Annotated in this window: 21 protein-coding genes and 1 pseudogene; 2 read left to right on the plus strand and 20 right to left on the minus strand. The window is 43.8% G+C overall.

Going from position 1 to position 19473, the window contains the following annotated elements:
* Positions 1 to 47: 47 nt before the first annotated feature.
* The 11 genes and pseudogenes from D0466_RS05955 to yjcZ form a co-directional block, all read right to left on the minus strand.
* Positions 48 to 326 (minus strand): YokU family protein, encoded by a 279-nt coding sequence (locus tag D0466_RS05955; protein ID WP_117321609.1) that lies wholly within the window; start codon positions 324 to 326, stop codon positions 48 to 50.
* Between the two features lie 4 nt (positions 327 to 330).
* Complete coding sequence (gene kamA, locus D0466_RS05960) at positions 331 to 1749, minus strand: lysine 2,3-aminomutase (RefSeq protein WP_117321610.1); 1419 nt, start codon at positions 1747 to 1749, stop codon at positions 331 to 333.
* A gap of 85 nt (positions 1750 to 1834) precedes the next feature.
* The gene (locus tag D0466_RS05965; protein WP_199484509.1) at positions 1835 to 3250 is read right to left on the minus strand and encodes a sigma-54 interaction domain-containing protein; all 1416 of its coding nucleotides are present in this window, start codon (positions 3248 to 3250) and stop codon (positions 1835 to 1837) included.
* Positions 3251 to 3334: 84 nt separating this feature from the next.
* Positions 3335 to 4177: a putative beta-lysine N-acetyltransferase gene (gene ablB / locus D0466_RS05970; RefSeq protein WP_117321612.1), complete on the minus strand. Its 843-nt coding sequence runs from the start codon at positions 4175 to 4177 to the stop codon at positions 3335 to 3337.
* A 119-nt stretch (positions 4178 to 4296) separates the two neighbouring features.
* A complete protein-coding gene (locus D0466_RS05975; RefSeq protein ID WP_117321613.1) occupies positions 4297 to 5589 on the minus strand; it encodes a peptidase in 1293 nt (430 codons plus the stop codon).
* A 22-nt stretch (positions 5590 to 5611) separates the two neighbouring features.
* Entirely contained in the window at positions 5612 to 6277 is a 666-nt protein-coding gene (locus D0466_RS05980) for a 3-oxoacid CoA-transferase subunit B (RefSeq protein ID WP_117321614.1), read from the minus strand.
* Complete coding sequence (locus D0466_RS05985; RefSeq protein WP_117321615.1) at positions 6256 to 6963, minus strand: CoA transferase subunit A; 708 nt, start codon at positions 6961 to 6963, stop codon at positions 6256 to 6258. The genes D0466_RS05980 and D0466_RS05985 overlap by 22 nt, the downstream gene beginning before the upstream one ends.
* Positions 6964 to 6984: 21 nt before the next feature.
* Positions 6985 to 8328 (minus strand): aspartate aminotransferase family protein, encoded by a 1344-nt coding sequence (locus tag D0466_RS05990; RefSeq protein ID WP_117321616.1) that lies wholly within the window; start codon positions 8326 to 8328, stop codon positions 6985 to 6987.
* Positions 8329 to 8507: 179 nt separating this feature from the next.
* A pseudogene (locus D0466_RS05995) lies at positions 8508 to 9478 on the minus strand (S66 family peptidase).
* A gap of 169 nt (positions 9479 to 9647) precedes the next feature.
* Positions 9648 to 11120: an NAD(P)/FAD-dependent oxidoreductase gene (locus tag D0466_RS06000; protein ID WP_117321617.1), complete on the minus strand. Its 1473-nt coding sequence runs from the start codon at positions 11118 to 11120 to the stop codon at positions 9648 to 9650.
* A gap of 232 nt (positions 11121 to 11352) precedes the next feature.
* Complete coding sequence (gene yjcZ / locus D0466_RS06005; RefSeq protein WP_117321618.1) at positions 11353 to 11490, minus strand: sporulation protein YjcZ; 138 nt, start codon at positions 11488 to 11490, stop codon at positions 11353 to 11355.
* A gap of 198 nt (positions 11491 to 11688) precedes the next feature.
* Between yjcZ and D0466_RS06010 the strand changes: the two genes are divergently transcribed.
* Positions 11689 to 12792, plus strand: a complete 1104-nt coding sequence (locus D0466_RS06010; RefSeq protein ID WP_158555848.1) for an SGNH/GDSL hydrolase family protein — start codon at positions 11689 to 11691, stop codon at positions 12790 to 12792.
* A gap of 190 nt (positions 12793 to 12982) precedes the next feature.
* On the opposite strand, the gene D0466_RS06015 is transcribed toward D0466_RS06010, so the two are convergent.
* From D0466_RS06015 to msrA, 3 genes are all read right to left on the minus strand, one after another.
* Complete coding sequence (locus D0466_RS06015; RefSeq protein ID WP_117321620.1) at positions 12983 to 13474, minus strand: PTS sugar transporter subunit IIA; 492 nt, start codon at positions 13472 to 13474, stop codon at positions 12983 to 12985.
* Between the two features lie 211 nt (positions 13475 to 13685).
* On the minus strand, positions 13686 to 14114 hold the full coding sequence (msrB, locus tag D0466_RS06020) for a peptide-methionine (R)-S-oxide reductase MsrB (protein WP_117321621.1): 429 nt from the start codon (positions 14112 to 14114) through the stop codon (positions 13686 to 13688).
* The gene (gene msrA / locus D0466_RS06025) at positions 14107 to 14646 is read right to left on the minus strand and encodes a peptide-methionine (S)-S-oxide reductase MsrA (protein ID WP_117321622.1); all 540 of its coding nucleotides are present in this window, start codon (positions 14644 to 14646) and stop codon (positions 14107 to 14109) included. Before msrA ends, msrB begins: the two co-directional genes overlap by 8 nt.
* A 207-nt stretch (positions 14647 to 14853) precedes the next feature.
* Between msrA and D0466_RS06030 the strand changes: the two genes are divergently transcribed.
* Positions 14854 to 15603, plus strand: coding sequence for a DUF4397 domain-containing protein (locus tag D0466_RS06030; RefSeq protein WP_117321623.1), 750 nt, complete (start codon positions 14854 to 14856; stop codon positions 15601 to 15603).
* A 62-nt stretch (positions 15604 to 15665) separates the two neighbouring features.
* Here D0466_RS06030 and D0466_RS06035 read toward each other — a convergent pair whose 3' ends face one another.
* The 6 genes from D0466_RS06035 to D0466_RS23305 all read right to left on the minus strand — a co-directional run bounded on the left by D0466_RS06035 (position 15666) and on the right by D0466_RS23305 (position 19416).
* Positions 15666 to 16250 carry a YpmS family protein gene (locus D0466_RS06035; RefSeq protein WP_117322227.1) on the minus strand — a complete coding sequence of 195 codons (585 nt, stop codon included), beginning with the start codon at positions 16248 to 16250 and terminating at the stop codon, positions 15666 to 15668.
* Between the two features lie 4 nt (positions 16251 to 16254).
* On the minus strand, positions 16255 to 16980 hold the full coding sequence (locus D0466_RS06040; protein WP_158555849.1) for a GDSL-type esterase/lipase family protein: 726 nt from the start codon (positions 16978 to 16980) through the stop codon (positions 16255 to 16257).
* Between the two features lie 386 nt (positions 16981 to 17366).
* On the minus strand, positions 17367 to 17957 hold the full coding sequence (locus D0466_RS06045; protein WP_158555850.1) for an SCO family protein: 591 nt from the start codon (positions 17955 to 17957) through the stop codon (positions 17367 to 17369).
* A 169-nt stretch (positions 17958 to 18126) separates the two neighbouring features.
* Complete coding sequence (locus D0466_RS06050) at positions 18127 to 18969, minus strand: DegV family protein (RefSeq protein ID WP_117321625.1); 843 nt, start codon at positions 18967 to 18969, stop codon at positions 18127 to 18129.
* Between the two features lie 184 nt (positions 18970 to 19153).
* Positions 19154 to 19306, minus strand: coding sequence for a DUF2535 family protein (locus D0466_RS23300; RefSeq protein ID WP_325048679.1), 153 nt, complete (start codon positions 19304 to 19306; stop codon positions 19154 to 19156).
* Positions 19300 to 19416: a DUF2535 family protein gene (locus tag D0466_RS23305; RefSeq protein WP_325048680.1), complete on the minus strand. Its 117-nt coding sequence runs from the start codon at positions 19414 to 19416 to the stop codon at positions 19300 to 19302. Before D0466_RS23305 ends, D0466_RS23300 begins: the two co-directional genes overlap by 7 nt.
* Positions 19417 to 19473: the final 57 nt, after the last annotated feature.

The following is a 19473-nucleotide window of genomic DNA, read 5'->3' on the forward strand; positions in this document are numbered from 1 at the left end:
TGGGTTTTACGCTCATATATTTGGATTTTCGCTTAGCCGGCCGCTTCTTATGAAAAATCGAAATAATTTCTTTTCAACAACCGCTCAATTTTCATCAGTTCTTCAAAAGAAGTCGATTTTCCCAGCTTCCCCGTGTTAATCAAAAAAAGCTGGTCCTCAATCTCTTTCACAGTTTCGTCACTTTGAAACTTGGCCTTGCAGCTCCCGCACAGTTTCGTTGGCGTATCAGTAATTTCTATTGCCTTTGTTCCATCAGGCAGTTCCCAATAAACCGTGTCTAAAGTATCTGAGAGAGTCCCCTCATTACACCATGGACAGATTTCCATATATTCACCCTTTTTCCTTTCCAGGTTCCGGGTTGCTGTTTTCTTTTTTCTGTTGCGCTAAAAATTTCTTTTCTTTTAACGTATCCCGTTTGTCACGCTGGTCTTTTAAGGAAGCATGGTTCGGGTTTGAAAGATAGTCTTTTCTTTTGTCCATCCGTTTCAAGCCTTCAGGCACGAGATTGAACTGCCGGTCAATCATTAAACCGGAAATTCCTATCTCAGACCTTTTCCCATCCATGTCCGGAAAGATTTTGCTGAAATAATCCTCAGCACTGCCAGGCGAATAATGTTCAGGCTCCGGATAGGTTGTTATTACACCCTCAAAATTGCGAAGGACGGTTTTTGTTGGTGATTGTGAGATTATATAATTTGGCTGAAGCGATATTTTTCCTCCGCCGCCAGGAGCGTCGACGACAAAGGTCGGGACAGCATACCCGGAAGTGTGTCCGCGCAACCCCTCAAGTATTTCCAGTCCTTTAGATATCGGAGCCCGGAAATGCCCGATCCCTTCCGATAAGTCACATTGATAAATATAATATGGGCGCACCCTTATTTTGACAAGATCATGCATTAATTTTTTCATGATTGCGACACTGTCATTGATACCCGCAAGGATAACAGCCTGGTTGCCTACCGGAACGCCGGCATTTGCCAGCATTTCACAGGCTTTCTTGGATTCTTCCGTGATTTCGATAGACGTATTGAAATGGGTATTCAGCCAAACAGGGTGATATTTCTTTAGAATATTGCACAGGTTTTCGGTAATCCTGTGCGGGAAAACAACAGGAGCCCTGGTGCCTATGCGGATGATTTCAACATGTGGAATCGCCCGCAAATTTTTCAGGATGTATTCCAGGATGGTATCGTTTATCAGCAAGCCATCCCCGCCGGAAATTAAAACATCGCGGACAGCAGGTGTTTCCCTTATATACCCAATCGCCGCGTCCAGCTGTTTTTTGGGGACACCCATGCCAATCTGCCCGGAAAACCTGCGGCGTGTACAATAGCGGCAATACATCGAGCACTGGTTTGTTACCAGGAACAACACACGGTCCGGATATCGGTGCGTCAATCCTGTTACAGGGGAATCTTCATCTTCGTGAAGGGGATCTTCCATATCATATTTCGTTTTGTGCATTTCCTGAGAAATCGGGACAGACTGCATCCTGATCGGGCATCTTGGATCGGTGGGATTCATCAGCCAAGCATAATATGGCGTTATATTTAGAGGAATGGTTTTTGTTGAAATCCTCACTCCTTCTTCTTCATCAGGGGTAAGATCAATCACTTTTTTCAGGTCATCCACGGTTCTGATGGTATTGGTCAGCTGCCAGATCCAATCATTCCATTTTTCCTCCGGGACATCCTTCCATAGCTCAATATCCTTCCAATGTCGTTCAGGTTTATATAAATTATGAAGCATCGCACACCCTCCTGTATCTGGATACTCATAATACATGCAAGAAGTGTGCCAAAATCAAAAAAAAGGGGGGGAACACCCCGCCATTTTAACGCGTCACTGCACTGGGGGACTGCCCCCCTATGTCACTCTTTCTGATTTTGTATTGCAGGGTTTGCCTCGGTATTTCGAGGATTTTTGAAGCCTGGAGGACATTTCCATTAGTTTGTGCCAACGCCATCCGGATTAAATCTTCTTCGGTTTTCTTGAGTGCTTCTCTGAGAGGAACAAGCGCGGTCAAATTACCGGCTCCGGAATAGCCATTGAAAAAAACAGGAAGTTCCTTTTCGGTTAAAATTGTTCCTTCGGTTACATTCATCATATATTCAATTGTATGCTTCAGCTCACGGACATTTCCTGGCCACTTGTGTGCGAGAAATGCCGTTTTCACGTTTGCGTCCAGGCCTTTTACGGTTTTCCCGAGAACCTGGTTATATAAAGAAATAAAGTGGCTGGACAATTTAAGAACATCCTCTTTTCGGTCTTTTAAAGGGGGAAGCTTATAGCTCATTACATTAAGCCTGTAAAATAAATCCGCGCGGAGTTTATTTTGCTTTAATGCCTCTTCAGGATGGATATTCATCGCAGCGACTACCCTTACATCAACTGAGGTGCTTTTCGTCCCGCCAATCCGTCTTACCAGGCCGTCCTCAAGCACCCTCAACAGCTTTGATTGGAGTTCTATCGGCATTGATTGTAGTTCATCCAGGAAAAGCGTTCCTTCGTGGGCAAGCTCAAACAGCCCTTGACGGTCAATTGCGCCAGTATAGCTCCCTTTGGCCGTCCCGAATAGAATGCTTTCGAGCAGTGTATCAGGCAGCGCAGCACAATTTTGAGCGATGAAGGGGCCTGCTCTCCTTGCTGACGCATTATGGATGCTTTGGATAAATAATTCCTTCCCGACACCGCTTTCCCCAAAGACGAGTACAGACGAAGAAGAATTGGCAGCTTTTTTTCCTTGTTCAATGACGTAACGGAATGCGGGATTATCTGTTAATATATCTCCAAAGGTATATTTGGCGCCGTTATGGTCCGATCCCTTCTTTTTCTGCTTTGTGATTGTGCTTTTAAGGTCGAGTAAACGTTCCGACAGTAGGCGCAGCTTTGAGATATCCTTTGCTATTTCCACAGCCCCGATAAGCTGGCCTTCCACAAAAATAGGGAGTGTGCTGTTCATCGTTTCAATCATTTTCCCATGAAGATTCAAATATGACTGTTCTTTGAACGAATTCGGTTTCCCTGTCTTGATTACTTTCATTAGGGTCGACGAATGCCTGGTCAAAGAAGGAAACGCCTCAAGCAGCGGCCTTCCAAGAACTTCGGAAATTTCCATCCCGTCATGGGAAGCCGCGACTGCGTTATAAAAAATCGTAATCCCTTTCGTATCGATCACATGGATTCCTTCATCGATGCTCTCCAAGATGGCCTCGAGCACTTCACGGGTGTTATATAATTCGACAGACACTTTCTCACTCCTCATGATCGGCGTTTATTCCATATATATGAGAAAGTGCCGAAAACTTGCCATTTAGTGCTGAAATTCAGGCAGTCAGCTGATATTCTTCACCCAAAGATTCATATCTTCCATTTTATCGAAAATAAAACAGTTATTGGCGAGCCTCCCTCTGTATCCGTATCCAAGCTGATAAAAAGCTGCATTCATGCCGAAGGAAAGCGCCCTCGCTATGGAATACACACAAAATACTTCATTCCCGGCAAGATAATCTTCAAGCTTTCTGATTAAATGCTTCATTAAGCCAAACTGCCGGTGCTCCGGCAAGGTCGCACAGTCTGTGATTTCTGCGTTATGGTATTTCCCGTTCACTTCAGCGGAAGCGCTGCTTATGATATCCCCCTGAAATTCATAAATAAAAAAGACAGTTCCACTCCTCATACATTTTTTTATATAATCCGGATCCTGAATCGGAACCGGATAAACCTCGAAGACATTCCGGTATAATGCCGCCAGTTGCCCGGAATCCTCTTCTTTGGCTCTCCTGGCTAAGTATCCAGCAGGCGGCTGTGGAGATTTATTGTTATGTTGAAGCGAAAGGACGCTGTCCAGAATTTGGTCTTCTTCGACCCATTTATCGCTGTTTCTCCTTTCATTTTTAAAATATTTTGCAAAAAAGAAGCAGTCGCTTCCCGAGAAATATTGATCCAGCATTCCTTCACATAGATACCCGCGGGTTATAAGCTCAGAAAAATTTTCTTTTCTTGCCTTGAAAATGAGTTTTTCCGCTGTGATGCCAACAGCGGCTTTTTGTGCTTCAGCCATGCATTTTTCAAAATCTCCAAGATAATCATCGACCCTGACCCTGCGGTTATATGGGTCAAGGGTAATATCCAATGAGAAGCCGCGTTTTTTTATGACTTTTTGTTGGCTCTCCATATTTTCCTCCTGCCCGATTAACTAATGAGGGATCTGCCCCCTTATTAACTTCTACTTTATATAGTAAAATATATTTTGATTTAGTTATATAGTTGCGGGTTTCACTTCTGTAGTTTCCCTCAATCAGCCTCTTTGCCATGAATGTTATCCCTCATGGGTCCGCACCATCCCACAATGGACAGTGCGATAATTTCTGCAGCTTCGATCATTTTTTCTATTTCAATATATTCATTGGCATCATGGGCAACTTCGGTTGTTCCCGGTCCGAATACGACCACTGGTATACCGCCGATATTCGATAGATAGCCGCCATCGGTTCCCCAAGGTGATGCTTCGACCAGAGGCGGTTCCCCCTTGACTTTTATGAAGCTGTCTGTAATTGTTTCCATCAAAGAATGGTTTAGGTCGAGTTTGCCCGGCAGCCACCTCGCACCAAACCATTCTATTTCAATAGGCTTCTTCTGAAACCAATCATGTTCGGCATTTAAACGGGCAATACAATCCTCCATGGCAGTTTGGGCCGATTCCATCGTTTCAGTAGGGGCAATGCCGAAGCGTCCCTCAATGATCGCTTTATCAGGTACGGATGACGGCCATGCACCGCTTTCGATTTTTCCTATATTAATAGGAATCGGAATTGGTAAATTTTCGTAAAGCGGATGATTGAGTGAATCATTTCGTTTTTGTTCCAGCAACTTGATTTGGTTCACCACCTCAAGAGCAAGCTCGATGGCACTTACCCCTTCATATCTTGTGCCCCCGTGGGCCGATTTTCCCTTTACCGTCAGCCTGAACCACATCGAGCCCTGTTGAAGAGGAAATAGTTTCATATTGGTCGGTTCCGGTATGATCGCCCCATCTGCATGATAGCCCCGTAACACGGAAGCAAGCGTACCGGCGCCGCCGCTTTCCTCCTCTATCACACTTTGAAAAATCACATCTCCCTTTAACTTGATACCGAGCGAAATGATGGTTTCAAGCGCCAAAAGCAGCGACACAGTCCCGCCCTTCATATCGGTAGCTCCCCGGCCATACACCTTTCCATCTTTCACTGTGCCGCTGAAGGGATCATCTTCCCAATCATTGGGATTGCCCTCCGGCACGACATCAATATGCCCGTTAAGGATCAATGATTTTCCGCCGCCTGCTCCCTTAAGGACAGCCACTAGATTCGGGTTTCCTTTAAAATCCGTCCGGTCACAATAAAAATTCGGATGGTTTCGCAGTGAATCATCCCCTATTTCCCATAAATCAATGGAAAGCCCGAGTTCCCGGCATTTTTCCAGGATGATTGCCTGGGCCTTTCCTTCCTGTTCCCTTCTGCTCGGCTCCTGCACAAGCCGTTGCAATAGCTTGATTCCCCTCATCCCATTTTGCTTTAGCCACTGATGAATTTTCTGTTCATGAGTCATATAACGCAACCCCTCCTGCTTCCTACTCTCCATAAATCGTTAATGACTCTGATATTTCAAACTCGGCCTCTGTGCTAACTTTAATTTCTTCAATTGTGTATGGTGAAAATTGATCTGTTAACAGCAACCCGCCAGGCATTACAGAAAATACACCCATTTCCGTTATGACCATATGTACACACCTTTTTGCGGTCAGCGGCAAGGTGCAGCTTTTTACAAGCTTTGATATGCCATGCTTATCCTGATGGTTCATTAGGACAATCACTTTTTTTGCTTTTGCGGCGAGATCCATCGCCCCGCCCATCCCTGGCACCCTTTTTCCCGGTACGATCCAGTTTGCCAGATCCCCATTTTCGCTAACCTGGAGTGCTCCCAGGATTGTCACATCTACCAAACCCTTGCGGATCATTCCGAACGCAGTTGTACTGTCACAATAAGAAGCGCCTTCCCTAATCGTTACCGGATAACCGCCGGCATTGCATAAATGGGCGTCTTCCTCCCCTTCATCAGGGGATTTCCCCATTCCAACAATGCCGTTTTCCGCGTGGAACATAATGAAATGCCCGGCCGGCAAATGATCTGGTACAAGCGATGGAATTCCAATCCCGAGGTTGACAAGCATTCCATCCCTGATTTCCATGGCAGCCCGCTTTGCGATTTTATGCCTTATTTCTGCTCCCAAACCCATTGCCAATCAACCCCCTTCGATTCGACAATATAGTCGACAAACACACCCGGTGTCACGATTTCTTCGGGACTAAGCGCACCTAAAGGCAGTATTTCTTTAACTTCGGCTATGGTAACTGCCCCGGCCATGGCAGCAAGAGGATTTGTATTCCGGGCACTCTTGTCATACACAAGATTTCCAAACGGATCCGCCTTTTTTGCATATACGATCGAGACATCGGCCGTAAGCGCAGTTTCAACTAGGAACGTTTTCTCGCCCAGTGAGATGGTTTGCTTATCCCGTTTTACGATTTCTTCATCCAAACCGATATCCGTGAGGATACCCCCCAGTCCCATTCCTCCAGCCCTCATCCTTTCAACAAGGGTTCCCTGCGGTGAAAATTCAACCTCAAGCTCCCCAGTGGTCATATATCTTCCAGCATTTGGATTAGAGCCGATATGGGAGGCAATGATTCTTTTGGCCCTTTTTTCCGTCACAAGTTTTCCGATGCCTATATGCGGGAATCCCGTATCATTTCCAATCAAGGTAAGATCCTTGATTGCCAACTCCAGAATCAGGTTGACAAGGCCGGGCGGAGTGCCAATCCCTCCGAAACCGCCGAACATGATACTCATTCCGTCTTCAAATAAATGCTTTAGATCAGTAAGGTGGCATATCTTTTGAAATGTATTTTGAATCAACACTATTCACTTCCCCCATAAAAGAAGTCATGTATCCTGCGAAATTGCCTCTTTAAACTGATACAACGTATTATTTAATCTCCGAATAAGTTCTTCGATTTCCCGTTTTGTAATCGTAAGCGGCGGTGAAATTATGATGGCCGCCCCCCCAACACCCTCCGGCCCAGCTGCCGCCGGGTATAGGAGCAGTCCGTTTTCTGCTGCTAAGCTGATCATCTTACCCGTCACATCAAACTCCTCCGGAAATGGTTCCTTTGTTTCTATGTCCTTGACAAACTCGATTCCGATCAGCAGGCCCTTGCCGCGGATGTTTCCAATGAACGGATACCTGAACGAAAGCTTTTCTAATAAATTTCTAAGATAAATGCCAGACCTGGAAGCATTTTTATCCAGTCCGTTTTTTTCCACATATTCAAGGACAGCCAAGGAAACTGCACAGGATAGGGGGTTGGCGCTCAGTGTATGCCCCGCCATGATTGATTTTGAACCCTTTAAGATTGGCTCGATGACTTTCTCTGTCATAACCGCAGCACCTATTGGGGTATAGCCGCCGCTCATTCCCTTTCCAAATGCAATGATGTCCGGCTCCACCCCCCAATGGGAGCAGGCAAGGATTTGTCCGGTCCTTCCGAATCCGGTCATCACTTCATCAGCGATAAACAATACATCATATTTTTCACAAATCCGCTTTAATTCCTGAAAATACCCATCTGGAGGGGAAATCGCGGCACCTGCTGCACCGATTACCGGTTCTGCGATAAACGCTGCCACATTTTCGGGGCCTGTTCTCCTGATGGCCGATTCCAATTCAGCTGCACAGGCAAATCCACACTCTTGGAGCTCGAGGTTGTATGGGCAGCGGTAACAATACGGCGCGGAAATTGACGGATAAGACTCCAGCATGGCGGTAAAACGTTCCCTTCGCTGTGGATGGCCAGACATCGACAAAGCCCCAAGCGTGATGCCATGATAGCTCATCCATCTCGATATAACCCTGTTTTTTTTTGGTTTCCCTTTTTCCTGCCAATGCTGCACAGCGATTTTGAGTGCCGTTTCCGTTGCTTCTGAACCACTATTGACGAAAAAGCTCCAAGGGTATGTGCCATTTGTCATTTCGGCAATTTTTGTTGCAAGCCCTTCAGCAGCTTCACTCGTAAATTGTGACCGGTAGACAAACGATACCTTATTTGCCTGGCCATCCATTGCCACCCTGATTTCTTCCACGCCATGTCCAATATTGGCAGTTACTGCACCGGATGAGCCATCTAGATATTCTTTTCCATCAGTATCGTATAAATAAATTCCTTTGCCATGGCTGATCATTGGATACACTCCATCCAGGACAGGCTTAATTAGAGATGTGCGCTTCATCTATTTTGAACGCTCCTTTTTCGTCTTAAAGCAAAATGGCAATATAGTAAATTCTATGAGGGCTATGAGGTAATCTTTCATGCTATTTCCCAATTATCTTGTCTACACCGGAAAGAGCCGTGTTTAATAGCAAAGAGGCTGACATTTTTGTATACGTCAGCCTCCTCCCAGCAATGTAATTAAACAATAATAATTTCAGCTTTTCCATCGATTGCTTTGATTGATGCCCTTCCCCCGACCGGAAAAGCTGCAAATGGATGGACGTGCCCTATGTTGGCATTAACTATCACCGGGATCCCTTTGGAGTTCCTGTTTGGTTGCGATGATTTGCTCGATTGCGTAATCGGTCATCCGGGATCCATTTTGAAAACGGCCGATTACGATTCCTTTGATACCGGAAGCATCCGGCAGATGAAGGACGGATTGCAGGTCGCGGTCAAAGCTGAAGGGATGGCTTTCCTCATCATCCTCGATGAATAAGATGGTATCCTCTAGAGGGCATATATTCCGTGCCTTGCAGAAGATTCAGTGTGCAAAGGTTGCCGCCGACAATCGTCCCTTCGGCCGAGCCCTCCTGCAGCACACGGTATCCCTCGTTTTTATGGAAATTACGGTTATCCTGATCGAGATACCAGGCATCATCGCTCCATCTCTCACTTGCCTTTACCGGAGATCCGTTTTCTTCCGTGACCGCCTTTAAGAAGTATTGCTGAGTATATTCAAACCCTGCTTTCGCCCCGAAGGTTGAAAAATGTGGGCCTGAGTAGGTGATCAATCCTGTTTTTTGCAGGATGGCGAGGTTCAGGGCCGTAATGTCGCTGTACCCGCAAAACACTTTCGGATTTTTCTTGATGAGTTCATAGTCTATATGGCGCAGCAGTTGATTGGCATTATAGCCGTCAATCACAGTAATGATAGCTTTTACTTTAGGATCGCTAAAGGCATCATGCAGGTCTTCGATCCTTGCTTTAACTGAATTCGAGAAAAACTCATCATGTTCGAAGATATTATTTCCATATGTAACCTTAAACCCACTCTGTACAAACCGCTCCTCCGCTATTTTCCTTTGTTCTCCCTTTATGACTGCCATGCTTCTTGATGGTGCGATCACCCGGATTTCATCCCCGGCCATTAATCTTGCAGGTAGCATGTGCACACTCCTCGAGGTTTTTTGTAATTGTAGCAAAACCCGACCTATGTATAAAGATTTTTTGTCCTCTTGGAAATTCTTTGATACTTTTCCCACTTTGCTGATATCACTGAAATTGGGTTGAATAGTAAGAAAAAGCTGGCCCCTTCCTAGGCCAGCATTTTCTCTCTTATACGTTTACTGCTTCCCTGCTATCTGAAGTCTTCTCTGTTGATTTCTCCACAATATCACGGGCAATCCACACACCGCACGCACTTGCCTGGGCGAGTCCGCGGGTGATCCCTGCACCGTCACCGCCGACATATAGACCCGAAATTTCCGTTTCAAACCGCTCGTTTAATTTAGGGCGGGCAGAGTAGAATTTCGCTTCCACTCCGTAAAAAAGTGTATGTTCCGATGCAAGGCCCGGAGTCACTTTATTTAGCGCCTCCGTCATTTCAATCAGGCTTTTTAACGTATTATATGGGAGGGCAAGACCCAAGTCTCCAGGAACCGCTTCCTTCAGGGTCGGTTCAATGAAGCCTTCCTTGATCCTCTTGTCCGTAGAACGGCGCCCTTTAAGGATATCGCCATACTTCTGGACGATCAGACCGCCATTCGACAGTTGATTGGCCAGCCGTGATACTTCATGGGCATACTCATTCGGCTTATCAAAAGGCTCTGCAAAAGTGTGTGATACAAGCAAGGCAAAATTGGTATTATTGCTGCCCAGCTTGGGATCCTTATAAGCGTGGCCGTTTGCCAGCATAATTCCGGAATGGTTTTCAACAACGACATGCCCGGATGGATTGCTGCAAAAAGTCCTCACTTTTGTGCCGACCGATGTATTGAAAATAAATTTCCCTTCATATAAATGCTCATTGATTTCTTGCATGACAATATCGGACGTCTCTACCCGAACCCCGATATCCACCTGATTATTTATCATCTTTAAACGGCGTTTCTTCAAAAGTGTACCAAGCCACTTGGAACCATCACGGCCGGGTGAAACCACAACCTTATCAGCGTGAATCGTTTCCCCGTTCTTCAATAAAATTCCCCGTGCCACATGTCCATCCGACCCTTTTTCAGTGACAAAGTCCTCCACTTCCTGCTTAAAGGCCATGTCAATATGATCTTTCAGGTATTCATAAATGCTTTGCAAAATCATTAAATTTTGTTCTGTGCCAAGATGGCGGACCTGTGCCCGGAGCAATTTTAATCCGGCCGCATAGCCCCTGCGTTCGATATCTTTGACCTCGTCTGTAAGCGGATCGGTAATTGACTCCGTTGCGCCATGTTTCAGGTTTATTTCATCAACATATTTAATTAAATCCACAACCTGTGAATCAGGAAGATAATCTGTCATCCATCCTCCAAATTCGCTGGTGATATTAAATTTCCCATCTGAATAAGCACCGGCTCCGCCGAAACCATTTGTTATCGAGCAGGCTGGCAGGCATCCTGCGAACTCCTTCCTTCCTATCGCGGGAGGGCATTTTTCAATTTTCCTTTCCAGGATCGGGCAATTTCTCCGGTAAATATCGTGGCCTTTATCAATTAAAAGAACGCTTGCATGCGGCATCTTTAAGGTAAGCTCATAGCATGTAAAAATACCGGCCGGACCGGCTCCGACAACAATAACATCATATTGGGATTTCATCATAATACCTCCCGGTTGCAAATCTTTAAATTTTCGTTCCCAGGAAACTATATCAAAGTGCAGCCGAAAGGTCAATGAAAATAACGAACATTCATTAAATATTATTAAATATTATTCGTCATATTTACAATTTAGCAGTAAATTTTATGTACCATATAGAAAAATACTCCCAATTTCCATATTGTTAGAAAATTTAAAAACCGACCCTTCGCCGGGGCCGGTTAGTTAGCGGCTAATTATAGAAGCACGAGCAACCAATGATCACTAAAAGAATGAATAATACTACTATTAACGTAAAGCCAGAGGCCAATCCGCCGTATCCAGCACCATAACCGCCGTATCCGCAACCGCATGATCCGTATCCGTACATGAATTTCACTCCTCTTGTTCAGGATTTTCTTTACACCCTACCATATGTCAATTCGCCCTTAATGGTCTGTGCATTAGCCTATAAGAAAAAAAGATTAATTTTTTTACTTTTATATTTCAGTAATGTAACGATTGAAGTATAATTTGAAAACGGATAGAGAAAAATTCGAACAAAATCCTGAGTTTATGGGGGAACATTTTGAAAAGAACGAAACGTTTCATCGTACCTTATACCATTGCTGTTATCCTGATTATCGTGATTAGTTTTTTTACATTGCAAAAAGCCAATACAACATACGGGTTTGATGAAACCCTTACCGTATATGAGAAAGTAAGGGATCATAAAACTGTCAGATATACAGTGATCGGGGACAGCATCGGCCGCGGTTCAGGTGCCGAAACTCCCGGCGCACGCTGGTTTAAGATACTGGAGAGAAAAATGCAGGAGCGCGGAATCAGGATGTCCGGTGAATATATCGTCCAGAGCGGGGCAACTGCGTTTGAAGGCTTATACAGACTTTCAACATTAGAAAAGCCAGGCAAGTCGGATCTTGTATTCATTGTCTTCGGTGAAAATGACCGTAAGTATATGGCAGCCAATGATTTTGGAATAATATATGAGTCATTGTTCAGAAAAGCCAAAGCCTTTTACCCTAATGCCGAAATCATGGCAATAACCGAGAGCAGTCTGTCTTCCGGGGATTTTGCCGATGAAATCGAAAAGATATCAACCCATTATCAGGCGGCCCACATTGATATGCGGTCTGTTTTTAAAAATACCGGAATACCCCCTGAAGACCTGACAAGGGATCTTGTTCATCCTAACGGCCGGGGGTACCAATTATACGCCGACACCATTTACCGGCAGCTCTTAATAAATACAAAAAAAGAAAAAGAAATTGCAGCCATTATCGAACCATTCAATGGCCATTTGATTGAAACGTTCAGGACGGTTTCTTCCTTTCAAACAAAAGAAGGCTTTATATGGAAGAACGGATATATGACCAGTGAACGTAAAGGAAGTTACCTTGAATCCGAATTTGAGGGCAACATTCTAGGGGTAAAATTGCTTAGAAGCCCGAATGGAGGAGAAGTAAAGGTTTATATTGATGGTGAATTCGTCACAGCCATCAGCACATGGTGGCCATTTCATCGAGAACGGCAGCTGTATTTGGCAAGCTCCTTATCAGAAGGCAAGCATACAGTGCGTTTTGAAGTATCAGGCAACAAGCCAAGGCATAATACAACAGGAAGCTCTGTAATTCGGATATCCTCCATCATTGAGGGCATTGCGGAATATTAGAAAACCCGGCTTTTTCCAGCCGCTTTTATTAAGGCGTGAACAGAGGTGCTGCCAAAGTTCGAAAGGATGTAGTTTAGGGAAGACATAAGAAGTGGAACTTGGCCAGTGTTCTTCTTCAGATAGGATCTTATACTTTCCTTTCCGCAAAAATAATACTCCGCGCAGAATTTGCACGGAGTTTATTTTTGCATTATTTTGGTTTTACCGTGAGGAACGGCGTTTGGCCTCTTGTCAGCTGTGTTTCACCCGTTTTTTCCAAGCTTTCGGCTTTATCACCATTCGTAATGATTATCGGAGTTACGGTACTCTTTGCTTTTGCCCTAATGATATCAAGGTCGAAAGAGATGAGTTTATCCCCTTGTTTTACCTTATCCCCCTCTTTGACAAAGCTTTCAAATCCTTCGCCATTTAAGGACACTGTCTCCAACCCGATATGGATCAAAATTTCAATGCCATTGCTGGTTTCCAGCCCGACAGCATGCTTGGTAGGGAATACTTGCAATACCCTTGCATCCAGAGGCGCAACCACTACTCCTTCAACAGGGTCGATCGCAAGGCCGTCTCCCATCATTCTCTCTGAAAAAACGGGATCCGGAACATCTTCAAGCTGTACAAGCTTTCCGGTAATAGGAGCCGTTATCACTTCTTCTGATGTTTTCTTGCCAAATAATTTCTTAAACAATCCATACACCAACCTTTTAGGAAATATGTCGTATCTAAATAAGTTGAATTATTGAGTTAAAATTTCCCGCTAAACTGATGTAAAACCAGTGTTAATGCCATTTCAGTAAAGCTGAGATATGATCCTTAAATCAACAAGACGATTTAAAAAGCATAATTCTTTAAACCAACTTATATTTGCTGCCATGTTTTTAGGATGCAGTGTAACAGCTTTAATTAAACAATTTTTTGTACTCGCTGTACCCTTCTTTTTCCAGGTCTTTTACAGGAATGAATCTCAATGCTGCGGAATTGATGCAATAACGCAAACCGGTTGGGCCAGGCCCATCATTGAATACATGTCCTAAATGTGAATCCGCCGTTTTGCTCCTGACTTCAGTCCGCCTCATGCCATAGCTCACATCTAATTTTTCAATAACTTCCTCTTCCTCGATTGGCTTGGTGAAGCTTGGCCACCCGCAATTCGAATCAAATTTATCCTTTGATGTAAAAAGGGGTGTTCCTGAAATGATATCAACATACAGGCCTTCCTCTTTACTATCCCAGAATTCATTTCGGAAAGGCGGTTCTGTTCCGTTATTTTGTGTTACTTCGTATTGCATGGGTGTCAACTTTTTCTTTGCGTCTTCAAATTTACTCATTAGATTCACCCCAATGTTTGTCAATGAAACCAGCCCGGCCGGATCCTATACGATAATTGTTATAGTGTACAGGTTGTTTTTTGTAATAATCCTGATGGTATTCCTCAGCCGGATAAAATTCTTTTACAGGTAAAATCGGTGTAACGATAGGGCGTGAAAAGCGGCTGCTTTCCTGCAGTTTTGCTTTTGATTGCTCAGCGGTTTCCTTTTGCGCCTGGCTATGATAAAAGATTGCGGTTTGATAAGAACTTCCCCTATCGCCAAATTGGCCGCCTTCATCAGTCGGGTCGATTTGCTGCCAGAACAATTCAACCAGCTTTTCATATGGAAAGACTTCAGGGTCGAATGTAATTTGGACAGCCTCATAATGCCCGGTCATATCTGAACATACCTCTTCATAAGTCGGATTTTCCTTAGTCCCTCCGGTATATCCGGATACTACCGATATAATCCCATCATGCTCGTGGAACGGTTTTACCATGCACCAGAAGCAGCCGCCGGCAAAGGTTGCTTTTTCAAATTCTTTATCCATAGTTCATCATCCTCCATTCAGCTTACGCCCGTTTTATCTTATGAATTTTATCGTTTTTCGCAAAGCGTGTAAAATGATTTGCTGTCAGAAATGTGAAAACGCAATGACAGGAGCGTGTTCTTGCATCATAACCATATTCCTCAGTGACATCTGCCCAGCCGTTTGCATATTTTATGAGAAAATCCTTATAGATTGGAGCGGGTAAGGATGCCCCAAAGTGAAGGTAAATTCTTTCAAGAAGCAACCGTGTACGATTTGCTTGCAAAATACTATAAATACAGCCGGCCTGATTTGCATGTCCACTATTACCATAACCATCTTATAAGCTTGCAGAACGCGATTTTCCACTCCAAGGCGGGATTCATGCAGCCCCAAAAGCGATTTTCCAAGGTCCGGGTACTCCAGGGGTCCCCTGACAGTACCGCAATCGATATCTGTTTCAATCATAACCCTGTTTATAAAAATGTACCCTATCAAACAAACAGCAAGTATATATTTCTTCCTGAAGGCAGCCTTCTGCTCGATATATTACAGTCAAATGAAAAAGGCCCTTCCGCTTTCAGTTCAAGAGTGCAGTTAATGGCCGGGAACCATTATACGCTGGTTGTAGCCGGCCCTCCTGAAAATTTGCTGCTGGAGGCCATTCATGATGAGCCATTTGTACCGTTTGGAGAAACAAAAATACGATTTGCCCATTTTTCCCCGGATGCACCCGATTTGGATATCGCAGTAAAAAATGGGGATATCGTTTTTAAGGGATTAACGTATAGAAATGCGACGGATTACCTTGGGCTTACTCCTATGGCTGTCGATCTCGAGGTTAGGGCTGCAGGTACCCGGGAGGTTATTCTCCCGCTCGAAGGTATTAGGTTTGAAAAGGATGCTGCTTACACGATTTACTTGCTTGGAAGAACGGAAAAAGCACCTGTACTAACAGCACATATGCTTTCTCCTTAGCAACCTCCCAAAATCGGCCATAGGAAATCGGAAAAAATAACCGGTTAAAAGACGCCCACTAATTAATTTTGTGAAGGAACTGTCAGCATGAATGAAATGTCATCCCGCTTCAAATCAAATGTTTTCGCCTTTACTCTGATATCACTTTTCAGCTCCATATTTTGCAGCGATACATAAATCATTTCATCAGCTGGCCGGATACTCACCCAATCGGGGGTTTTATATCGTTCCTTCACAAAGCTCAGTACGTAGGAAACAGGGAGGTTCATTTGTCCAACTGAAACTGATGTTTGCCTAAGCTCCAGATTGCCGTTATTGAGCGCTTTTGGTTCAAATGTCATTTTCATTTCTACATTTTGACCGAAAACCGGAAGTGTACCGAAAAGCTGTACATCATCAGCCAAAAATACCTCATAATGAATCGGACCCGAAAATCCTTCTTTGGCGAGGTACTGGTTAATTAGCCGGTTTAAATCTTTCTTGTTCGTATCAACCTGAAATTGGATGTCTTCGTTCCTTGATTTTCCCGGCCTTAACTTCTCATCTTCGACAGGCTGGACAGCAAGAAAAAACACCATAATAAATGCCAACAGATTAATCGCAAGCAAAGCAAAGAATAAATACTTCCACTTCTTTTGGCGTTCCATTCTGTTATTGTTCATCCCCTTTTGCATTCGCCTCCAAAGTATCTTCCCCGAATCGGTTACTTTCCATCGTAACATAAATCCGTGAAGCAATCAGTTCATAGCCGCGGTCGTTCGGATGGAAGAAATCTTCTTCAAATAGCAAATCCTCTTTTGCATTGTTAAAGATATCACCTATCTCTATAAAATAGGCGTTGGGATAATTTGATACAACCTCCCTTGAGGTCCGATCCCAATCATGCATGATTGTATCCAGTTCCCCAAATGGTGTCAGCCATCTCGAAAACGGATTATATAAGCCGACCAGATAAATATCTGCACCATTATTATATGAACGGATTTTATCCATTATTTTTATCAACCGTTCTTTATACCCAACCTTCGCTTGTTCGAATCTGTCCATTGTTAAATTCGAAAAATGATCTCTGACAATCTTTATGACATCATTGCCCCCGATCGTTATGATAACACACTCCGCGTTTACAATATCCTCTCTGATCTCCTTGCCATCAAGCCTAGCAAGCAGCTGGTCCGTCCTATTTCCGCGCTTTCCGTGGTTGATCATATTCGCCGCTGTCACTTCAGGCTCTTTTTCAAGCCTATATCTTAAATAAGGCAAATAGCCGCCTTTCTTTGTGCTGTCGCCTACTCCCTGGGTGAGGGAATCCCCTATAGAAACAATCCGGACCGGTTCAGGAAAAAAAGTGACCGGCACCGTCTCTTTCATTTCCATACTGGTCCTGCTTTTATAAAGTCCATTGCTGTCCTGGTGAACCATTCTTAAATCCGAACAAGCAGCCAATAAGAAAATAGCACAAAAGAAAAGACAGATGAATTTTGTTTTCAATGCTCTCACCTTCCTTTTGGAAGAAAGAAAGTAATACAACTTTCTGTCCTGCATAACTCGGGAACACAGGATAACAGCGCCATATCCTGTGGCAACGCCTATGTGACTCACATCCTGTGCGTCTAACACGTCTCTGTCCTCGCCTTAAATGGCTCGCCAATCGGCGGGTTTCCTAATATTATTTATATTATAACACGATTTCAATGTTTACTTTCAGCGAGGGCGGTCCGGCTGATAACTTGTGCATAAAAAAAAGGGCCCGCCAGGCCCGTTCAATTGCTTTGAAGGATCTTGATATGTTTAATGATTTCGTCCATTGGGATTTTATTAAGGCCGGTATAATAACGAATGATCTTGCCTTCCTGGTCAAGCAGGTAAAAATCCGTTCCATGTATGACCTGGTCTTCATCCTCGGGTTTCTTGACAATTGTTTTGAAATTTTCCATCGCGAACTGTTCAATCTCTTTCTGGCCATATCCAGTCAAAAAATGCCAGTTGGAAAAATCCACATTGAATTTCGAGGCGTACTCCTTCATTACTCCGGGTTTATCCTCCTCAGGGTCTACAGAAAACGATACAAATTCCACGCCTTTCAAACCTTCATCGTGAACCCGTTTTTGAAGCTTAGCCATATTTGAAGTCATGGGAAGGCATACAGTCTCGCAATTTGTAAATATAAAGTCAGCAACCCACACCTTGCCTTTCAAATCACTTTTCGAAAAAGGCTCTCCTTCTTGGTCGGTGAAGGTGAAACTCTCAATATCCCAGTTTTTAGCGTCAGGGACTTTATTTGGACCGCATGCAGCCAACAGCAGGCTTACGCTTACAATCATGGCGGCTGCTGACAATTTCAGTTTCTTCATTGTTTTCCCATCCTTTTATGTAATAACCAGTCAATTATAACAGACGGGAAAGAAGCGTTGAAGCAAAGATTTTAACAATTCTTTTAATAATTTTATGAATTGGTGCACTTATCTGCCATCTAACCCCGCTCCAATCGGAAGCGGGGTTGTTTAATGCAAAGTTTCCAGTTCAGTCCCAATAATACATGAGCGCCATCGCTCCCTCACCTGCATGGGTACTTACAACCGGCGTCGTGTCATCAATTGTTATATGATCGATCCCAGACACTTCTTTAATAGCCTCACTCACTTTATTTGATAAACCAACGCCATTTGCTTGGGCGATTCCTACGCCTTTCACGACTTTCCCTTTTGTATCATCTAAAAACTTGTTCACGAGTTTTTTAACTATCTGAGACTGGCTCCGGGCCTTTGTCAGAGGGTGCAATACACCGTTTTCCAGAGTCGCGATTGGTTTGATGTTAAGCAATGAACCAATAAAAGCAGAAGCCTTGCCAACTCGGCCTCCTTTGACAAGATTTTCAAGCGTATCGATGACAATGATCAGCCCTGTTTGATTCTGAATCGTTGCAAGTCTTTCGGTTATTTCGGATGCACTTTTTCCTTCCTTTGCCATTTTGGCAGCTTCTACCACTTGAAAGGATAGTGCTTTTGATATGAACTTTGAATCAACAACAGTTACCTTAGCATCTGCTATTCCGGCAGCACTCTCCGCAGATCTCACTGTTCCACTCATTCCACCAGTCATATGTATTGAAACAATTTCACTGCCGTCCGCACCAAGCCTATTGTATACATCCAAGAACGCACCAGCCGAGGGCTGTGAACTTTTCGGCAATTCCTTTGAATTTCTCATCCTTTCAAGGAACTCCTCAGTTCCTATTTCCACTTTATCTAAAAAAACCTCTCCATCAATCGAAATGGATAGGGGAATCATTTCAATATCATACATCTCTAACTCTTCTTTACTCATATCAACCGTAGAATCGGTTACAATTTTCACCTTGCCCATTCACTCACATCCCTACGTTTACAATTCTCTTGTATTATACCTGTTAAGGTTGTCTATTCAAACTGAATAATAAAAATAATATATAAAAATCGCATTTTTCTCTCCGTATTGCCTTATCTCGGTTGTACCCATTAAAGGCAAAAGAAAAAGCTGCCCATAGACAATAGTATGAACAGCTTGCAGCTTATGCGTTATTCCTCAATTCTTCCTGAAAAGGTTGTTCATAAACAGGCCACTTTAAAACAGTCATCAGATATCTCTTTAATGAAAAGACGATTTTTGCTTCTTTGTTCTCAAAAATAAAATTAATGAACATTCTCAGCCTTACGCTTAACATGAAATAAGTTGTTCTCCAGGCAATAAGACAGGTATGTCCGTAATTTTCACCTTCTGTCCAATTTCATTCGTGAACTCCAGCGTTTTGAACATCAAAATATCAATCCTCATTTTCAACCGTTTGTAAACTATAAATCAGCACGTGCAACACCATATGTTGTATCTTTA

Origin of the sequence: Peribacillus glennii, assembly GCF_003429105.1 — a bacterium.
Classification (GTDB): Bacteria; Bacillota; Bacilli; order Bacillales; family DSM-1321; genus Peribacillus; species Peribacillus glennii.

Coding starts and splice junctions, on each gene's coding strand:
- D0466_RS05980 (WP_117321614.1), bottom strand. CDS start 6,277: ATGGGTTTGGGAGCAGAAATAAGGCATAAAATCGCAAAGCGGGCTGCC.
- D0466_RS23300 (WP_325048679.1), bottom strand. CDS start 19,306: ATGTTAAGCGTAAGGCTGAGAATGTTCATTAATTTTATTTTTGAGAAC.
- ablB (WP_117321612.1), bottom strand. CDS start 4,177: ATGGAGAGCCAACAAAAAGTCATAAAAAAACGCGGCTTCTCATTGGAT.
- msrA (WP_117321622.1), bottom strand. CDS start 14,646: ATGGATAAAGAATTTGAAAAAGCAACCTTTGCCGGCGGCTGCTTCTGG.
- D0466_RS23305 (WP_325048680.1), bottom strand. CDS start 19,416: ATGAGGATTGATATTTTGATGTTCAAAACGCTGGAGTTCACGAATGAA.
- D0466_RS05955 (WP_117321609.1), bottom strand. CDS start 326: ATGGAAATCTGTCCATGGTGTAATGAGGGGACTCTCTCAGATACTTTA.
- D0466_RS06030 (WP_117321623.1), top strand. CDS start 14,854: ATGCCCCAAAGTGAAGGTAAATTCTTTCAAGAAGCAACCGTGTACGAT.
- D0466_RS06000 (WP_117321617.1), bottom strand. CDS start 11,120: ATGAAATCCCAATATGATGTTATTGTTGTCGGAGCCGGTCCGGCCGGT.
- D0466_RS06035 (WP_117322227.1), bottom strand. CDS start 16,250: ATGGAACGCCAAAAGAAGTGGAAGTATTTATTCTTTGCTTTGCTTGCG.
- D0466_RS05975 (WP_117321613.1), bottom strand. CDS start 5,589: ATGACTCATGAACAGAAAATTCATCAGTGGCTAAAGCAAAATGGGATG.
- D0466_RS06040 (WP_158555849.1), bottom strand. CDS start 16,980: ATGGAAATGAAAGAGACGGTGCCGGTCACTTTTTTTCCTGAACCGGTC.
- msrB (WP_117321621.1), bottom strand. CDS start 14,114: ATGAGTAAATTTGAAGACGCAAAGAAAAAGTTGACACCCATGCAATAC.
- D0466_RS05990 (WP_117321616.1), bottom strand. CDS start 8,328: ATGAAGCGCACATCTCTAATTAAGCCTGTCCTGGATGGAGTGTATCCA.
- kamA (WP_117321610.1), bottom strand. CDS start 1,749: ATGCTTCATAATTTATATAAACCTGAACGACATTGGAAGGATATTGAG.
- yjcZ (WP_117321618.1), bottom strand. CDS start 11,490: ATGTACGGATACGGATCATGCGGTTGCGGATACGGCGGTTATGGTGCT.
- D0466_RS06050 (WP_117321625.1), bottom strand. CDS start 18,969: ATGGGCAAGGTGAAAATTGTAACCGATTCTACGGTTGATATGAGTAAA.
- D0466_RS06045 (WP_158555850.1), bottom strand. CDS start 17,957: ATGAAGAAACTGAAATTGTCAGCAGCCGCCATGATTGTAAGCGTAAGC.